This window comes from Paeniglutamicibacter sp., assembly GCF_046714615.1.
In the GTDB taxonomy this organism is placed as follows: domain Bacteria; phylum Actinomycetota; class Actinomycetes; order Actinomycetales; family Micrococcaceae; genus Paeniglutamicibacter.
Window position 1 is genome coordinate 1 of record NZ_JBKKAP010000112.1, and the last position, 18,065, is coordinate 18,065.

The 18,065-nt window shown below is 64.2% G+C and carries 16 protein-coding genes; 8 read left to right on the forward strand and 8 right to left on the reverse strand.

Annotation, left to right across the window (positions count from 1 at the left end; genetic code table 11):
- Nucleotides 1-108: 108 nt before the first annotated feature.
- The 8 genes from ACLQ7E_RS13575 to ACLQ7E_RS13610 all read right to left on the reverse strand — a co-directional run bounded on the left by ACLQ7E_RS13575 (nt 109) and on the right by ACLQ7E_RS13610 (nt 8,435).
- Nucleotides 109-783, reverse strand: coding sequence for an NADPH-dependent F420 reductase (locus ACLQ7E_RS13575; protein WP_411733105.1), 675 nt, complete (start codon nt 781-783; stop codon nt 109-111).
- A gap of 370 nt (nt 784-1,153) precedes the next feature.
- A complete protein-coding gene (locus ACLQ7E_RS13580; protein ID WP_411733106.1) occupies nt 1,154-2,131 on the reverse strand; it encodes a hypothetical protein in 978 nt (325 codons plus the stop codon).
- A gap of 194 nt (nt 2,132-2,325) precedes the next feature.
- Nucleotides 2,326-3,570, reverse strand: coding sequence for a PQQ-dependent sugar dehydrogenase (locus ACLQ7E_RS13585; protein ID WP_411733107.1), 1,245 nt, complete (start codon nt 3,568-3,570; stop codon nt 2,326-2,328).
- A complete protein-coding gene (locus ACLQ7E_RS13590) occupies nt 3,571-4,266 on the reverse strand; it encodes an NAD(P)H-binding protein (RefSeq protein ID WP_411733108.1) in 696 nt (231 codons plus the stop codon).
- Between the two features lie 61 nt (nt 4,267-4,327).
- Nucleotides 4,328-4,906 (reverse strand): cyclophilin-like fold protein, encoded by a 579-nt coding sequence (locus ACLQ7E_RS13595; protein ID WP_411733109.1) that lies wholly within the window; start codon nt 4,904-4,906, stop codon nt 4,328-4,330.
- A 181-nt stretch (nt 4,907-5,087) separates the two neighbouring features.
- Nucleotides 5,088-6,362: an MFS transporter gene (locus tag ACLQ7E_RS13600; RefSeq protein WP_411733110.1), complete on the reverse strand. Its 1,275-nt coding sequence runs from the start codon at nt 6,360-6,362 to the stop codon at nt 5,088-5,090.
- A 275-nt stretch (nt 6,363-6,637) separates the two neighbouring features.
- On the reverse strand, nt 6,638-7,318 hold the full coding sequence (locus ACLQ7E_RS13605) for a lytic transglycosylase domain-containing protein (RefSeq protein ID WP_411733111.1): 681 nt from the start codon (nt 7,316-7,318) through the stop codon (nt 6,638-6,640).
- Nucleotides 7,319-7,364: 46 nt separating this feature from the next.
- Nucleotides 7,365-8,435, reverse strand: coding sequence for an alkene reductase (locus tag ACLQ7E_RS13610; RefSeq protein ID WP_411733112.1), 1,071 nt, complete (start codon nt 8,433-8,435; stop codon nt 7,365-7,367).
- 254 nt (nt 8,436-8,689) lie between these two features.
- Here ACLQ7E_RS13610 and ACLQ7E_RS13615 point away from each other — a divergent pair, with 254 nt between their 5' ends.
- The 8 genes from ACLQ7E_RS13615 to ACLQ7E_RS13650 all read left to right on the forward strand — a co-directional run bounded on the left by ACLQ7E_RS13615 (nt 8,690) and on the right by ACLQ7E_RS13650 (nt 17,979).
- Entirely contained in the window at nt 8,690-9,583 is an 894-nt protein-coding gene (locus tag ACLQ7E_RS13615; RefSeq protein WP_411733113.1) for a helix-turn-helix transcriptional regulator, read from the forward strand.
- A gap of 192 nt (nt 9,584-9,775) precedes the next feature.
- The gene (locus ACLQ7E_RS13620; RefSeq protein WP_411733114.1) at nt 9,776-10,141 is read left to right on the forward strand and encodes a cyclophilin-like fold protein; all 366 of its coding nucleotides are present in this window, start codon (nt 9,776-9,778) and stop codon (nt 10,139-10,141) included.
- Between the two features lie 693 nt (nt 10,142-10,834).
- Nucleotides 10,835-11,932 (forward strand): alpha/beta hydrolase, encoded by a 1,098-nt coding sequence (locus tag ACLQ7E_RS13625; RefSeq protein WP_411733115.1) that lies wholly within the window; start codon nt 10,835-10,837, stop codon nt 11,930-11,932.
- Between the two features lie 867 nt (nt 11,933-12,799).
- Nucleotides 12,800-13,543 (forward strand): GntR family transcriptional regulator, encoded by a 744-nt coding sequence (locus ACLQ7E_RS13630; RefSeq protein WP_411733116.1) that lies wholly within the window; start codon nt 12,800-12,802, stop codon nt 13,541-13,543.
- Between the two features lie 315 nt (nt 13,544-13,858).
- The gene (locus ACLQ7E_RS13635) at nt 13,859-14,842 is read left to right on the forward strand and encodes a phosphotriesterase (protein ID WP_411733117.1); all 984 of its coding nucleotides are present in this window, start codon (nt 13,859-13,861) and stop codon (nt 14,840-14,842) included.
- Between the two features lie 54 nt (nt 14,843-14,896).
- On the forward strand, nt 14,897-15,850 hold the full coding sequence (locus tag ACLQ7E_RS13640; RefSeq protein WP_411733118.1) for a phosphotriesterase: 954 nt from the start codon (nt 14,897-14,899) through the stop codon (nt 15,848-15,850).
- Between the two features lie 72 nt (nt 15,851-15,922).
- Nucleotides 15,923-17,050 carry an FAD-dependent oxidoreductase gene (locus ACLQ7E_RS13645; protein ID WP_411733119.1) on the forward strand — a complete coding sequence of 376 codons (1,128 nt, stop codon included), beginning with the start codon at nt 15,923-15,925 and terminating at the stop codon, nt 17,048-17,050.
- Nucleotides 17,051-17,055: 5 nt separating this feature from the next.
- Complete coding sequence (locus ACLQ7E_RS13650; protein WP_411733120.1) at nt 17,056-17,979, forward strand: alpha/beta hydrolase; 924 nt, start codon at nt 17,056-17,058, stop codon at nt 17,977-17,979.
- Nucleotides 17,980-18,065 lie beyond the last annotated feature (86 nt).

Sequence of the window (18,065 nt, forward strand, 5' to 3'; positions counted from 1 at the left end):
TCACGGTCCAACCGTGACGACCTCCCATTTGTTGCCTGACGATGCCGCCGCGGTTAGCTAGCGAACCCCGGCGGCATTTCCCGTTAGACAACCAAGCGTCGGGCCGAACTAGATGACCCGCGGCGCCTTGGCCAGGTTGGCCGTCAGTTCCTGCGCGTTTTGCCGCACCACGTAGGACGGGCGGTCGCGCTCCACCCGCCAGCTCTCAGCCAGCGGGCCGACGTTGACGGTGTCGAAGCCAAACTCGTCATACAACCGGGCAACAAGCTCCGCCGCGTCCTGATGGTCACTCGAGGTGGCCAAGGCGCGGCGATTTTCGGTGCCGGTCGGCGCACCGGTGGTGGTGATGTCCGCGGCGAGGATGTGGTTGAAACCCTTGGCCACCCGGGATTCCTTGAGGTGTTCCTGGACCAAGCCGGAGGTCGTGGCGTCGCCGTCATCCAGCGCCGCAATGCGGCCATCGCGCTCCCAGTAGTAGTTGATCGTGTCGATCACGATCTTTCCCGCCAGCGCATCGACGGGAAGGTCCGTGTAGTTCCCCAGCGGGATGGTGGCCACCGCGAAGTCGCCCGCCTCCGCGGCCTCGGTCGCGGTGGCGGCACGCGCCCGAGGTCCCAGTTCGGCCACCAGGTCCGTCAGGGTTTCTGGCCCACGCGAATTGCCGATGACCACGTCATATCCCAGCTGCACGGCCTTGCGCGCGACCTGGGATCCAATGTGTCCTGCTCCGATGATTCCGATGGTAGTCATGTGGGTCTCAACAGCTCTCCTGGGGCGGCGCATTCCCCGTGTGTCGTGAGGTTACGCGGGGTCGCAATGTGCCGGAGGGCGTCGGCCCCTGAATACCGCCATTGACGGTGCGTACGCCCCGGCAACTGCGTCGAGACGCTGCACGAGAACGATCACGCCGGTCAGTGAGGCGATGATCAGCTCCGCCAACAGCATCATCGTCCTGCTGCGCTTGATCCGCGAGGCTTGGTACACCCAACGAGGGGACGCCAGACCCAAGCGAAAGCCCCAACGATCAGGGCCTATTGGCGCATTTATATCTAACAGCCGCAGAATGGGCCCGCCGTCGAAATGCCTTCGTGGCCTGGCTTGGCCGCACTCTTACCCTGCCTCCTTGTCATACCGATAGACAGCGGCCTTCGGGTTACAAGGATTTAGGTTCTGGGTTCTTCTCAGCCCGAACGTGCGCCCTGATCCAGCCCCTCGTATGCACCGGGCAACGCGCTGGAGCGTGCAGCGCGGCTTGTTTTCGCCCAGTGAAAAGCAGACGTGATGCCCGGCGAATACGTCGCCGCAAGATGAGCGCGACCACCAGGCCGATGCCGATGACGTCTGGCCATCGCGGCGCGGGCAGGTAATTCAATGGCGCAGGGTAGTCGCCTTCTTCGAGGCCCGCATGACGCTCGAAGTGGTTGCGAGAGGACGGGAAGAACGCGCCGTCCACGACGTAGGCGAGGGGAAACGCGAAGGGACCGGCGAGAATCGTTCCGATGGCCCCCTGGTCGACGTGACGCGATTCGTGCCTGGCAAGTTCGGACTCGCTGACCCTGGACCGGGAAATGTTGGGACCGTACCTCAGGTAGCTGGGTTCACCGGCCAACCCGTATCCCTGTGTACTGAGCGCGCCGGTGCCCGGATCGTCGGCCGGCATCCAGGCGACGAAGACGTCCCCGATTTCGGTGCCGCCCCCGCTGATGTGTGGCGGCTCCCAAAACATGACCAGCAACGGCGGCCCGGAACAAGACTCCATCCCCACGGCACGACCTGCGAGCACGGCGAAGCCGCCGGCCGGAGCAACCAGCACGTTCCGTATCACGCTCCACCCTCGTGGCGGGGAGACATTCGTAAGCAGCGGCTCGGGCTGGACGCGCCCGTCGGGTGTGATGCGGCTGTGGCAGAGCACTTGCGGGGTTGCAGCGACCTGCGCCCGGGCAAGGCCGCCGGCAAGCAACAGCACCGCCAAGCATGCGACAAGAACCGCACCCAGGCGCTGCTTTCTGGCGCAGATGATGCAGCGCTCGGCACGGCGTTGTCTCGCCCTGCGCATTGATGGCAGTGACAAGAGTAGACCCGCAAGGCCAAAGCAAACCATGCACGCGGCCGTGCGGATCGCTTGCTTCACGGAGCCAGGGAGCTGACGGCGTCGCTGCCACATTTTTCCATTCTGCTCTGTGGACGTGGCTATGGAAACCGCCCGGGTAGTAGTGGGTGCAGATATCGTTCGCTCTACTTTCTCCGACGGGCGGTACCGCCCGTTAACGACCGGGCAGCACCGCCCATGGTTCAGGTGAGTCCCGGAACGTCGACAGGTAGACCCTACTGACTTCCCAGATCCACGCCGAGGATGCGGTCGTCTTCTGGCCCCGGCGTCCCGCGCCCGTCAGTGTTGTTGGTGAGGAACCACAGCTCCCCGTCCGGGGATACCGTGACATCCCGAATGCGTCCGTACTCGCCGGCGTAGTGGTCGGTGAACGTGGCGGGATCTGCGACCGGCACCGCGCGTAGTACCGATCCGCGCAGGTTGGCGATGAACAGGGTCCCATCAATGTGGGTCATGCCGCTGGGGCTGGCCACATCCGGGGTCCACTGCTGCACCGGATTCGTGAAGCCTTCGGCCTCCTCAATGCCCTCGACCGTCGGCCACCCGTAGTTGGCACCGGCCGTGATGATGTTCAGCTCGTCCCAGGTGTTTTGGCCGAACTCGGTGGCAAACATCGTTCCGTCCTGCGCCCAAGCGAGTCCCTGCGGATTGCGGTGCCCATAGCTGTAGACCAGGGACCCAGCAAACGGATTGTCATTGGGAACGCTGCCATCGGGGGTCATCCTCAAGATCTTGCCGACCAGGGAATCCACGTCCTGGGCCTTGCCGGCCTGCCCGGCGTCACCCACGGTGGCATAGAGCATCCCGTCCGGGCCAAAAGCCAGGCGACCTCCGTCGTGATAGCTCGCCGAGTCGATCCCGTCGAGAATTGTCACCGCTTCGCCCAGGGCCAGCGACCCGGGTGTTCCCGTGACGTCGAAGCGTTGGATGCGGTTTTCCCCGGCACCCGTCGAGTAAACGTACAGCCTTCCTAGTTCATCGACCGCCAAGCCCAGCAGTCCGCCCTCGCCGGAGCCGGCGACCCCGGGAACCGTCCCGAGTACGCGGGAGCTCCCGTCGTCGGCCAGTTCAAGGATGCGGGCGCTGTCCCGCTCGCTGACCAAGGCCGTGCCATCACGGAACACCACCGACCACGGCGCCTCCAAGCCGCTACTGATAACCCGCGGAGTACCGGTGGGCGCCGCTTGTCCGGCCGGCTCTTCCGACCGGGACGTTGACGGCGACGGCGTTGATGACGTGGCAGATGGGGTGGACGGTGGCGAGGGCTGGGCCGGAGGCGTCGGGGTGCATGAGGTCAGCAGGAAGCTGATCCCCAGTCCGGCGGCCAGCACCGATGTTGCTCGGAGGTTTTTCAAGGTCTTCTCCTGGGTGTTGGTGCGTCGGCCCGTGGGGCCGCCCGCATGGGTGGTGGGGTGCTTGGCCGCGTGCGCGGAAGCCAGGGGCTGCTGGCCGGAAGGCATTCAGGAACCGGCCGGCGCCAGGTCCGGATCCGGGCGGTTGCCGGCGAAGGAAGCGAGGTCGGCGACGGCGTCGCCGACGGGGTTCGGGCCGTCCACGAGTTCGACGATGATCCGCCGAAGCGCCGGATCATGCAGGGCGGAAGCGATGAACGCAGCGACATTGTCCCGTGACACCGGCCCGTAGTCGGTAGCCAGGGCTGCGGTTACCGTTGAGCTCCCGGGTTGGTCGGTCAGGGAACCCGGGCGCACGATCAGCCACCGCAGCCGGGTCCTAGCCAGATATTCGTCGGCCGATTTCTTGACGGCCATGTAGTGCTCGAAGTCCTTGCTGCCGCCGCTTGAGCGTTCGGATTCGGGGAAGGCGGAGACCAATACGAAGGTGTCGATGCCTGCCAGGGCAGCGGCGGCGACCGCCTTTTTCAGGCCCTCCCCGTCGATGAGCGTTGTCTGTTCAACGCCGGTGCCGTGGGCGCCGGCGGAGAAGACCACTGCATCGCACCCCTTCATGAGGGCAGCGAGGATTGTTGCGTCATCCTCGATGAGGTCCCCGCGCAGCGGAGTCGCTCCCGCCGCGGCGAGGCGCTCCGCCTGTTCGGACCTGCGGTGCATGCCGATGATCTTGTCGCCGCGGGCGGACAACAGTTGCGCCAGGCGCAGGCCGATGCCTCCGGCCGCCCCAATCTGGAAGATCCTCATCTATGTTCTCCTTGTGGTTCAGGGCTGCTTGTGGTGTTCCGGGGATGCCGATGCGCCGGGGCTAATCGACAAGTTCGACGGTGATGTTGTTGCCCTCGAGGAGTTCCAATTGTTCTGCCGTGGCGTCGTAGGTCCCGAGGTGGATGGTTTGCTCCGAGTAGCCGATGCCCGAGGTGTTGTAGTAGAAACCGAGGTTTCCCCACGGCTTGAAGTAGATCAGGTCCCCGTCCACGGGGTCAGATCCCGGGGAACCCTCCGTCACCAGCTCCCGGGGCAGGTCCGCGAGCTTCTCCCGCCCCGCGAATTCCTCGACCGGCACGGTGAGCGGAAGCATCGAGAGAAAGTCCCTGGCGGTGGGGTTGTCCGGCTTGATGGTGACATCAACGGATGTCCCACCCGAAGTGAAGCGCACGAGCGGCAATTGGGTGGCCGGCGCATCCGGGACGGTTGATTCCGCGGCGGATGCGCTCGGGCTCGTCGCGGGTGCCGATGCGGCGGACGGCGACGTGCTAGGCGTGGCGGCGGACGTTGGCGCCGTGGTCGTTATCGGGGCCGAGGGGTTGGCGTCCCCGGTCTTGGTGCATCCGGTCAGGGCCAGCAACAATGCCAGGGATCCAGTGATGATGTGGTTTCGACGCATTGGTCGTGCCTTTCTCTTGTGTCGAGGGCCCACTGCACGGCACTCGATTTCGGTCGGTGCGAGAGGCTCAGCGGCAGATGAGGCTGCGTACGCATTGACTGCTTGAAGGGATATTTTGCGTGGTCGGTCGCAGGGGGGCGAGCGGTGTGCGAGGCACGATTTCACCTCAAGGGGTGTGGGGTCATGACCGGGAAGGGAACGCGTATCTGCGTGCGGTGAAGGCAATAGCCAGGGCAACGGCTGCCAGTGCGACCATCAGGACGGGCAGGACCAGTCCGTCGGCGGTGCTGATCAAAACGGCACCAACGATGCCCGCGAAGAAGATGGCGACGTTGAATGCGACACCGAGCAGTGAGTTGGCGACATCCGCGTTCTCTCCGCTGGCGGCGCTGATGGCCGATTGCAACTGCGGTGCCGCCCCGCCGAAAGCGATGCCCCACAACGCAAGGGCCACCAGTACAGCAACCAGGGATTGGTTGCCGGCGATGAAGATGATGCCCGCGATGAGGAAGAGCGAGAGGCTGGCCAGGACCAGCGGTCGCGGTGCGCGGTCAATGAGGGAACCGGTGATCCAGATGCCGATCAGGGCTGACACCCCGAACACCACCAGGGCCACATCAACCGTGAGGGAGACATTTGTCGTGCGCAGAAACGAAGCGATGTAGGTGTAGACGGTATTGTGCGCCAGCATCCACGCGAAAATGACCACGAGGATCACCGAGACCCCGGGAATGGCGAACACGCGTACCATCGGGATCTGGGATTCTGCGCGCTGGCCGGGGGCATCGGGAACGATCGCCAGTGCGAGCAACCCGGTGAGAATCGTCAAGACGGAAAGGGCCCAGAAGGAGAAGCGCCAGTCAAAGGTTGTGCCCAGCCACGAACCGAGAGGCGTGCCCACGGCCAACCCGAGCGGGGTTCCGAGCGAGGCAATGGCCAGGGCCCTTCCGGCGAACTTCGGGGCCGAGATTCGGCGCGCGTAACCGGCCATCATTCCCCACGCCAGACCGGAAAAGGCTCCGGCGACGAACCTGGCCACCAGGGACAGGACGATGTCCGCCGAGAAGCCCGCGGCGATGTTCGCCAACAGGAAGCCCAGGATGCCGGCGAGGAAAACGGGCTTGCGCCGCATCCCACGGGTCAGCGCGATGGCAGGGATCGTGAGGATCACCGTTCCCAGCGCGTAGGCGCTGACCATTTGTCCCGCGGTGGCCTCGGTTATGCCCAGTCCGCTGGCGATCTGAGGCAGCAGACCCGCCGGCATGGTTTCGGTGGCAATCAGGATGAACCCCATGAGCGCCATGACGAGCAATGCCGGCAGTGGCAGGCGATCGCCCGGGACCGGCGGGATCACGGCCGCGGACGGCATCGCTTCCGCAAGTCCGGTTGCTCGCGCGCCGATTCCGGGCGTGGCATCGTCGTTTTCGGCGCGGCTCGAGAAGGTTTCTGAGGTCAAGGTGGTTTCGTTTCTTCCTGCTGGCTGTGGCTGCTGGCGCCGGCGGCGCGTGTTGTTGGGTCTCTACCCTTCATCAAACAGCAGGTTAGCCCGATGTGGGAGACCGCGTTGTGAGGGGTACCAACAGTGCCCCCTTCGTCAACGAAGGATTTGGATCAGCAACCGGCCGGACGCCGAGAGCGGGTAATGGGCACCATTGACCCGACCGGGGACCAAGCCCGGACGAAACCACGCGGGTCGGCCCAAGATGCGGTCACCGGCAGAGTTCTGACCGATCACGAAGCAGCTGGCCACGGACCGGGTCCTTCAGCGACCGCCACCGCGCCCGGTGAGGAAAATCCGGGGTTCCCCTCGGCGTTTTGGCCCCTTGTGGCATCCTCGTAGGCGGGCGCGAGCCGACGGATCTTTTCGACGTAGTTCTCCGTCTCCGGGTAGGGAGGAATCCCGTCATATCTCTGGACCGCACCAAACCCCGCGTTATACCCCGCCAACGCCAGATCAATGGGGTCGCCCTCGATGCCGGATGATTCCGCCAGGGCAAGCAGGTCTCCCATGAAACGTCCTTGGGCGTCGATCGCGTGCACGGGATTCTGGGGATCGCCACCCTGGCCGTACTCCTCCCACGTCGCTGGCATGAATTGGGTCGGTCCTTGTGCTCCGGCCGGGGACAGGGCATCGACCTGCCAGTCGGATTCGGCCTCGATCTGCGCCGCTAGGATCGGGGCAGGAACCCCCGATTCCTCGGCAGCCGCTTCTATCAGTGATGCCCAGCCATTCGGGATCTCCCCGGAAGCGAGTTCCCCGACTGGGGCGCCTTGCAGAATGCCGCGGGCATTGCGCTCGATGACGGCGACCAATCCAAGGAGCAGAATGACCACCACGAAAATGGCGGCGATTTTTCTCCTCGGTCCGGCACTGGAGCTGCGCGGATCGTGTCTTGGAACCGTCTCTTTCATCTCCTGCATGCTGTATAAAATGTGCCGATGGCCGACATCCTTGGTGTTAGTTCTGCCAAGTCGCGTAGTCCGTGTAGCCCTTGGGTCCCTCGGTGTAGAACGTGGTGTGGTCCGGTTCATTCAGCGCCAGGCCCTCGCGCCACCTGCGGACCAGGTCCGGGTTGGCGAGCGCTGGCCGCCCCACGACCACGGCATCGGCCCATCCGCCCTCGGTGAGATCGAGGGCGTCCTGCAAGGACGTGACCGCGTTGAAACCGGTGTTGAGGATGATTTTCCCGCCGAATCGGGTGCGAACCTGCTGGACGAGCTCACCGGAGGGGTCAGTGTGTAGGATGCTCAGGCCGGCCAGGCCCAGCGGTGCGACTCTTGCTGCCACGGCCAGATAGGTGACCAATGCGTCCACGGGGTCGGAGTCCAACGCGTCCTCGATGGTGTTTTCCGGTGAGATTCTCAGCCAGGTCTTGCCCGCGCCGATTTCCCGGGCTACGGCCGTCACCGTTTCGATGGTGAGACGGGCCCTGTTTTCCGGGGTGCCGCCGTATTCGTCGGTTCGGTGGTTGGCCGAGGGAGAGAGGAATTGGTGGAGCAGGTAGCCATTCGCACCGTGGATTTCGACGCCGTCGAAGCCTGCCTCGATGGCGTTCCGGGCGCCCTGGACAAATTCTTCGATGATGCCTGGCAGCTCTTCAGTGCCCAGCGCGCGGGGGACCTCATAGGGAATTTTGCCCTCATAGGTCCTGGTTAATCCGTTGATGACGACGGCGCTGGGGGCCACGGCCTGCTGGCCGGTGATGCCGGAGTTGGCGACGCGGCCCGCGTGCATGATCTGGGCGATGATGCGGCCGCCCTCTGCGTGGACAGCATCGGTGACCTTGCGCCAACCATCGACCTGCGCCGGGGTTTCGAGTCCCGGTTGGCGCACGAAACCCTGCCCGGCGGCACTTGGGTAAATGCCTTCGGTGGTGAGCATGCCCATGGAAGCGCGCTGCCCGTAGTATTCCGCGACTATCTCTCCCGGGACGCCGTCGCGACCCGACCGGGATCGGGTGAGCGGGGCCATGACGAGGCGGTTGGGCAGGGTGAGGTCACCGAGGGTGATGGGGGAAAAAATAGTCATGGAATCTCCCGATTCAGGGTTGAGGATGGTGCCGATCTGGCGGACATGCGGATGAATGTGGTGAGGCAAGGGCATGTGGCACGCCCTTGTGGTGGCATCGGCAACGGAGTGGCTGGGGCTCGTTCGTCACCGTATCGCCTGCTGCGGATTGGTCATTACAACAACACCATGAAGTGACCGATGGAGGGAGTCCCGGTTGGTGGTGGTACTGCGAGGGACTCCCCCGAAGCCAGGGTCTCCTCTACCGTGGAAGCATGGACAATCGATCGGAAGTCAGCGAATTCCTCACTTCGCGCCGGGCCAACCTCACCCCTGAACAGGTCGGCCTCCCCACCGGCACCAACCGACGGGTCAAGGGACTTCGCCGAAACGAGGTCGCAACCCTGGCCGGGGTAAGCATCGAGTACTACACGCGCATCGAACGCGGTGCCATCAGCGGCGTCTCCCCGGAGATCCTCGACGCACTCGCCAAAGCCCTGCAGCTCGATGATGCGGAACGTGCACACCTTTTCGACCTTGCCCAGGCGGCGAGCCCCGTGGCCAGGCCTCCGCGGCGACGGAACCCCAAGACCTGGATGGCGCACCAGTCCCTGCAGTGGGTGCTGGACGCCGTCACGGCGGGACCGGCGTTCGTCCGGAACGGACGCATGGATATCCTCGCGGTTAACCACTTGGCCCGCGCCTTCTACAAGGATGTCTTCGACATGCCGGGCCAGCCGCCCAACATCGCCAGATACACCTTCCTCGATCCCCGGGCACACGATTTCTACCCCGACTGGGAATTCTTCGCCGAGGTCACCGTCGCCATCCTGCGCACCGAAGCCTCACGCGATCCACACAACAAGGAGCTCCATGACCTCATTGGGGAGCTCAGCACCCGATCCGACGATTTCCGGCGGCGTTGGAGCGCGCACAACGTCCGGCACCACGGGGCAGGTTCCAAGACCTTCCATCACCCGGTCGTTGGTGAAATCACCCTCGCGTACGAAGGCCTGGAAATGGCGGCCGAACCCGGCCTGACCCTCACGGTTTATGCCGCCGAGCCCGATTCCAGCTCCGAACAGGCGCTGCGCCTGCTCGCCTCGTGGGCAGCCACCGAGTACGGCGTTCGGGCCTCCCTCGCGGCCAAGGAAGCGACCGACCACTGAACCCGGTGCCGAGGACCATAGTCCGAGCTGCATTCGATCGGCCTTGAACAGAGAAGCGCCGGCAGCGGCGGTACGTCTCCGAAATGGACGGAACCTCCCAAGAAGGTGCTCACGGGCATCGGAACCGATAGCTGGACCCGGTGCCGGACTTGCGAAGGCCAACCAACGTGATCGAACGAAGGACACACCCGCATGAAGATCGAACTGACCATCAACGGAACCCGTGTTGACGCCCAACTGCATGACCATCCGGTGGCACACGAACTGGCGGGGTTGCTCCCTCTCGATCTCGAATTCGACGATTTCAATGCCGTTGAGAAGGTTGCGGACCTTGGCCGATCCTTAACCCTGGATGGGGTGCCCCGCGCGGATGCTCCCGGCCCCGGGGAAATCGGCTACTACGCCCCCACCCGGAGCCTGGTCCTGTTCTACGGCAGCCCCGGGAAATGGCCGGGGCTCGTGCGCATGGGACGTTTCGACTACGACTTGGGTGCGCTGCGCGCACGCCCGGACGGCACCCGGATCCACTTCGCACAAGCACCCGCCCCCAACCTGTGACCCAACCATCGGGTCGGTGATCTCCCGTGCCCCCGCGCGGTGGAACTTGTCGGGATGCTGGCGAGAGTTTCCTAAAGATGACCCGGTTGGGGCTCGTTTGTCCTAGTCAGATTTTCTTTTGTGGTCCATTGCCCAGGCGGTTCCGTTCGGTGGGTGTCAGCGGGATGGCGCGTAGGTTTTGAGGTCCGGAAAGAACATCCCCGGCAAGTAATGCAGCCGCCATAATCGCACACGACTGGCTCCCTTGACGATTATTTTGCCCCTGTCCGGTAGCTCAGATGGGCCCGTTCCCCGGGGTGGCACGACCTGCAGGTACCACCATCCTGCATTCACGGCATAGTTCGGCATTCAGCCCCACGTGGGCGCTCCGCCCTCTGCGGGCTATGAGACCGGCCTGGCCGTAGTGCGGAGACCAAGTCAGGCCCGGGCCAATTCGATGACAGCGTGGGCCACCAATCAGTCCACGATGCCAGAAGCGAAGGTGGCCCTGCCAGTACCCCTCGCGACAGGGACTCCCCGCACGCGGGAGTCTGGTGTTCAGTGGAAAGGGACGAGACGTCACGCGGCGAGTACGGCAGCCCGCGCGACATTGTCCAATGTCCGTGGACAAACACCACGTACTGAATGACCTGTTCACCGCATCTTGACCGAGCCACACAACGTTCCCGCAACAGAACCCGAGAAGGGCCACCGATGAACACCTCAGCCAACACGCCCAACCACTCAGCACCCGACTCCCCGGATGGCCAGGGCCCCAAGCGGCGCCAGATCCTGAAACTCGCCGGGATCGGAGGAATGGCCTTGGGAACCCTGTCCATCACCGGCGCAGCCGCCAGTCGAACCGGGGAATCGACATGGGACAAGACGTTCCCACGAAGCAACCGGGTCAACCACGAGAAGGTATCCTTCACCAACCGCCTCGGCATCACCCTGGTCGCAGACCTGTATACGCCCAAGAACGCGAAACGTTCCAAGCCGTCGCGGGCGCTGATCGTCGGGCATCCGTTTGGCGGCGTGAAGGAACAGACCTCGGGCCTCTATGCGCAGACCATGGCGGAGCGCGGCTTCGTTACCGTCGCATTCGATGCTTCTTACAATGGCGAAAGCGGGGGCAAGCCCCATCACATCGCTTCTCCAGAAGCCTTCGTCGAAGACTTCAGCGCGGCCATGGACTACCTCGGACTGCACCCCCTGGTGGACAGGGAACGCATCGGAGTCCTCGGAGTCTGCGGCAGCGGCGGATTCTCCATCGCCGCAGCCCAAATCGACACGCGCATGAAGGCCATTGCCACCGTCAGCATGTACGACATGGGCAGGGACCGCCGACAGCACCTGGGCGACACGATGACGGAAGCGGAACGCCGGCAGGAAGTCGACGCCATGAGCAAGCAACGCTGGATCGAAGCCGAAGGCGGCCAGAAGGAATACGTCGTTGGAACACCGGAAACCATCACTGATGACTCTCCGGATGTGGCCAAGGAGTTCTACGACTATTACCGCACGCCACGCGGACAACATCCTCGTTCAACAACGGAAATGTCGCTGACCAGCAATGGTGCCCTGATGCAGTTCTTCCCGTTCCAGAATATCGAGTGGATCTCCCCCCGACCGATCCTGCTCGTGCACGGTGAAGTTGCCAATTCGCGCTACTTCAGCGAGGACGCATACCAGCGGGCCGCGGAGCCGAAGGAAATTTACATCGTTCCCGGAGCCGGCCACGTCGACCTCTACGACCGGGTCAACATCATCCCCTGGGACAAGCTCGACTCCTTCTTCAAGAAAAACCTCTAACCCAGAGACGGCGCGGCCTTCACCAGCAGGCGCCTGGCCGCGTCCTGGCAACCCCGGCACCGACCAGGACCGCGTCCTGTGGATGCCGGGGTTCGGGGGGCCGCCTCGATTCAAGGTGACCTTCGGACCCATTGCCCCGCGACAGCGTCAAACAGCAGGCTCGCCCGCGCTCTTTCCCCTGAAACGTCTAAACAGTCCGGGCAGGCGTGATGCCGCACCGACTTCATTGGCTCCCGCCAGCCGCAAACCAGGCGCTGCGGACCACCGAGCATGAACCCTGCTTCGGACTCGCGGGCTTCGCCTGGTCCCTGTCTGCCTGACATGCGCATGAACCGCCAACGCCGAAGACAAGGCTGCGCTGGCTGCAAGTCGCATCAAAACTTGGTTGTCGTCATTGTCGCCTACCTGTCCGTGTGGTGGAACGCGATGCCGGCCAGCAAACGGAAATCGCATCGGTGATGCCACCCGCAGCGGTCGGTTCCACCGGGCCGAACTTGCTGGCGGTGCCGGCACGGAGGGGCGCCGCCAGACTCTCCCGACCGTGGCCCAAACCTTCCTAGTCTTGAAGCATGACAAACACCTTGTACATGAAGACAGCCGCACTGACGGCGCTGTTCCTCCCGCTCGCCCTGGGCCTCGTCGCATGTTCCCATCGGCAGGGGCGGACCAGCGGGTCCACCGCCGACGGTTCCTCACATCGGCGCCGCCGGGCAGCAGCGAGAGGACGCCGGCGGCGAGGCAAAATGCGGGCAGGCTTGGCCTGCATTACACCCGGAGGACGGCCATCGCCTAAGCTTTCACCGTCCCGTGGTTAACTGCCCACAGTTGACAATCCGGCGACCAACGACGCGTTAGGACGGAAAATCCATGGCATACGACGAGCTCGATTCCTCGTCCGGGGTACCCCTATATCGCCAGATCAAGGAAATCCTGCGCAAGGAAATCGCGGAGGGCACCGCCGATCCCGGCAAGCCCATGACCGAGGCCCTGCTGTTGGACCGCTTCGAGGTCAGCCGAGCACCCATCCGACAGGCACTTGCCGACCTGGCATCCGAAGGCTACGTCTACCGGAAACAGGGCAAGGGAACATTTCCGGTCACCGGCACCCGGGTCCAGCGGCCCGCGGACGTACGCTCCGGAGCGCTCTACCAATACCTTTCCGACACCGGGCTGCACCCGGCGGGCAAGGTCTCCGGCGTCGAACGCGCCACACTTCCCGCCGAAATTCGCGAACGCCTGCAACTCGATACGGATGAACGCCTCCTGCACTTCAACCGCCTGATCTCCGTCGAAGGCGAGCCACTCGTCGAAGCCGACGTCTACATCCGGGCGCCGGAGGACTTCAAGCCCACGGCTGCGGAACTGGAGGCCCGGGGTTCCGCCTTCGAACTGCTTGAAAAGCAATTCGGCATTGCGCACGTCAGGGCGGAACATGAGGCCTGGGCCACGGCTGCCACGGCCAGGCAAGCCGCCATTTTCGACGTGACCGAAGGCAGCCCGCTGCTCGTTATCGAGACAATTTTCTACACCACCGGCGACCGGCCGGCCGGCTGGCGCTCCGCGGTGCACCAGGCCGATAAGTTCAAGTACAAGTTCACCACCAGCCGCTAAACCTCTCTCGCTGCAGTCCGGGATCCTTGCTCCCCCGATGCCGTGGCCCTTGGCACTCCCGACGCAATTCGCCTGTGACCCCGGTCGCTCTTGACATTCACTAGACAGAGTGTAAAGCTAATTGACAGGTAATCGCAGTCACATGCATGCGAGGCAAGCTACAGCCGCAAGGCGCCAGCAACAATCTCCGGCACACCGGCCCGATTACCTTGCCTGCACCGAGTTCGGCGAGGAATCCATCCAGAGGTCGCGGTGCATGATCCTTCCCAGCGCGTGACGCCAGATACGGCGTGACGCTGATGAAAGGTTGTGCCAATGACGGATACAACAACACTCCCCGCCGCCACCGTCAACACGGTCCTCGGCCCCATCCCGGCCCACGACCTGGGTGTCGTCGCCGTGCACGAGGCCCTGCTCTCGGTGGTCCCCGGCGCCCAGTTTGCCCCGGACGTGACCATGGACCGCGCGGAGATCTTCGAGGCACTGGCCAAGAAGCTCAACGAGTTCCGCGACAACGGCGGAAAGGCAATCGTCGATTCCACCGGCATGTTCCACGGCCGCGACCTCAAGCTCTACGAGGCACTCTCGCGCGCCACCGGCGTGCACATCATCGCTTCCACCGGCATGGGTCCGGAAGAAAACCTCGGCGGCTACTTCCTCACCCCGCAAACCAATCCACCCACCCCGTGGCCCTCCGAGAAGTTCGCAGCACTCTTCTCCCAGGAAGTCACCGAGGGCATGGTCGTCCCGCGACTGGAGCGGCGCGCCGCCGCAGGCCTGGTGACCACCACCGCCGCAACGACGGGCATGACCCCCACCGAGGAATCACTCTTCCGCGGCGCGGCACGAACCGCACTGGCAACCGGCGTCCCGCTCTCGATCCGCTTCGGAGCAGACGCGCTTGCCGACCTGGACATCGTGCTGGCTGAAAAACTACCCGCCGAGCGCGTGCTCGTGGCCTCCCTCGAACGCTTGGATGCCAAAGGTGCAGCCCTGGAGGTCGCCCGCCGCGGCGCCTACGTCGGGCTTGACCACGTCGGCACCAACGACGACGCCACGTACCTGGACGACGCCGAGCGCGCCGCCCTGGTCATGGAGCTTGTGGCCGCCGGCTTCGCCGAGCGGATCATCCTCTCATCAAATGCCATCGGCGTCGCCAAGGGCCAGCCGGACACCACGGTGCCCTTCGGACAGGTGATCACCACGTTCGTTCCGCAGCTGAAGTCGCTGGGCCTCTCCGATGCCGACGCCGCGCGACTGCTCATCGAGAACCCGCGCGAGCTGCTCACGGTGCGCTAGCGCCGCAGCCATCCGCAAGAACCCAAAACTTTCTATTTTTCAAAGGTGACTGTTGTGTCAAAGGTAAACACCGTGCTGGGAACCATCCCGGCCGAAGAATTGGGACTCGTGGCCATCCACGAGCACATCGGATACGGCATGCCCGGGTCCGAACTGGACTCCAAGTGGTGGAAGACCCCGGAGCAGCGCTACGAGGAAACCGTGCCGAAGCTGCGCGCATTCCACGAATATGGTGGTGGCACCTTCGTGGATGCCACCGGCATCTGCAACGGCCGCGACATCGACTACTACAAGTCACTCTCGGCCAAGACCGGCGTGAACATCATCGCCTGCACCGGCTTTGTCGGCGGCGACACCGCCCTGCCGCACTTCGCCCGCGCCTCGGTGGAATACCTGGCCGAGGTCTTCATCCATGAAATCACCGTCGGCATCGGTGGCACCGGCTCCAAGGCCGGGGTGATCAAAGTTGGAGTATCCCGCGGCGGCAAGATGACCGAGCTGGACAAGCGCATCTACCGCGCCGCTGCTCGCGCCTCCGTCAAGACCGGCGCACCGATCCTGACCCACCTGGCCATCGACGTACAGCCGGCCATGGACATCTTCACCGACGAGGGCCTGCCGTTGGACCGTGTGCTCTTCGGCCACGCCGATGACGGATTCAACGCGGACAACACCCCGGATCTGTGGATCGCCGAGCAGGGTGGCCGCGTCGGTTTCGACACCTTCGGCTACGAGACCGAGCTGGAGGATCCCCCGTTCTGGGCCCGTCCGCGCCAGGACCGCCTCGACCACTTCATGCGCTTCCTGAAGGCGGGGAACATCGACAAGGTGCTTGCCGGTGTCGACGCCAACTGCAGCCCGCTGGGCTGGCCGGGCGTCAAGGGCCATACCGTGAACTACATGTTCGAGGACCTGATCCCGGACCTGCGCAACGAAGGCCTGGGAGAAGCGGAAATCACCAAGATCTTCGTGACCAACCCCGCCCAGTTCCTCACGCTCCAAGCCTGATTTCCCGGGCTTCCCGCACTCCCCTCACGCTTCCCGGGATTCTTGTCCCGGCCCCACGAAAGAGACATCATCATGAAGGCCACGGATCTTCACAAGCTGAACATCGCCATTGTCGGCGCCGGCTACGGCGGAGCCGCAGCCGCCAAGGCCCTGAGCCTGCTGGGCGCCACCGTCAACGTCTACGAGCAGGCCTCCCAGGTCCGTGAGGTCGGAGCCGGCATCGGCCTGCGCCCCTCCACCATGGACCGCTTCCGCCAGTGGGGCAGCTTCGACGCCATCTCCGCCGTCAGCTCGCCGAGCGACACCTTCGAGATCCTCACGGCCGACAACAACCCGATCATGGAGGAAGCCTGGCCGGGCATCAACGACTTCGAGGTTGAAACCAAGACCCACTTGATCCACCGTGGCGACTTCATCGATGCGCTGCTCAGCGTCCTGCCCGAGGGCATGGTCCACTTGGGCCACAAGCTGACCGGAATCGAAGACAAGGGCGCAACCTCCGTGCTCACCTTCGCCAACGGCACCGTCGTCGAGGCAGACCTGGTCATCGGCGCCGACGGCATCAAGTCCGTGGTGCGCAAGGCACTGTTTGGAGATAACCAGCCGGTCTTCTCCGGCGAGCACGCCTACCGCGCCGTCATCTCCATGGATGAAGCCGGCGACATGATCAACGATGACAACCTGCGCATGTATATCGGTCGGGGCACCAAGGTCTACCTCTTGCCGTTGCGCCACCGCAACCAACTCTCCTTCGACATCACCGCGCTGTGCCCGGACTCCACCTGGGCACCGGAGGTCAGCAAGGAACAGCTCTTGGCCACCGTTGCAGGTTTTGATGCGCGCATCGTGAAGATGGCCCAGAACCTGGACATGGACACCGTCTCCATACGTGCCGTGTACGACATCAACCCGGTGGAAAAATGGCACACCGACTCCGTGGTGATCATGGGCGACGCCGCCCACGCCATGTTGCACCACCAGGGACAGGGCGCCAACTCGGCGATCATGGACGCCGGAGCCCTTGCCGACGCCTTGGTCGAGGCCGACTCGGTCAAAGCAGCCCTGGCGCTCTTCCAGGCGACCCGCAAGCCGGTGACCGATGAGCTGCAGCGCATCTCGCGTTCGGGCTGGTCCGAGGACGAACTCAATGAGGTCTTCCCCGGCCAGAAACCCGCATCCCAGTCGAAAGTGCAGGTCTAAGACCCATGGCTATTCATCCCGAAATCGCCAAGATCCTGGCGATGATCCCCGCACCCGACGGCTCCCCGCTTGACCCCGCCGCGATGCGCGCCGGCGAGGCAACGCATGTCGCCCCGCTCGAGGATCGCTTGCCCCTGTTCAAGGTCGAAGACATCAACGCCGTCACTGCCTCCGGCGAGGTGCCCGTGCGCGTCTACACCCCCGACGAAGCGACGAGCCACGACGTACTGGTCTACCTCCATGGCGGTGCGTTCTTCCTGGGCAGCCTGGACACCCATGACCACGTCGCCCGTGCCCTGGCCAAGGAAACCGGGCACAAGGTCCTCTCGGTCGGCTACCGGCTGGCCCCCGAGGCTGCTTTCCCGGCCGGGCTGGAGGATTGCTACGCGGTGCTGCGCTGGGTGGCCGAAAACGGCCAGGACCTGGGCTGGAACGGCAAGAACCTTGCCATTGCGGGCGACAGCTCCGGCGGAACATTTGCCGCTGCCATCGCGGCAAAGGCGCACGACGACGGATTTGCTGCCCTCACGCACCAAATCCTTTTCTACCCCTCACTCGATCTGGACTTCGATGTTGAGCGCTACGGATCGATGCGCGAAAACGCCACCGGCTACGGATTGGAGACCGCAGGTCTTGCGCCATTCAACTCCTTCTACCTGAACAGTGGCGCTGATCCCGCAGACCCGATGGTCTCCCCGATCAAACGTGACATCCTGACCGGCTTGGCGCAGGCGCTGGTCATCACCGCCGAGTTCGATCCGCTGCGCGACGAGGGCGAGCTCTACGCCAAGCGCCTGAAAGAGGCCGGCGTCGAAACAACGCTGAGCCGTTATGCGGGGGCCAACCACGGATTTGTGCAGAACTTCTCCTGGATCCCGGAGTTCGCAAAGGTCTTTGTCGAAACCGGCGAATTCCTGAACAAGGACTAAGCGCCCACCGGCGGGCTTGAGCCCCCATCCGCGTTGCACCAGGAGGCGGGGCGGCCCCCCCGGGGTGAGGGGCCCCCCCCCCAAAC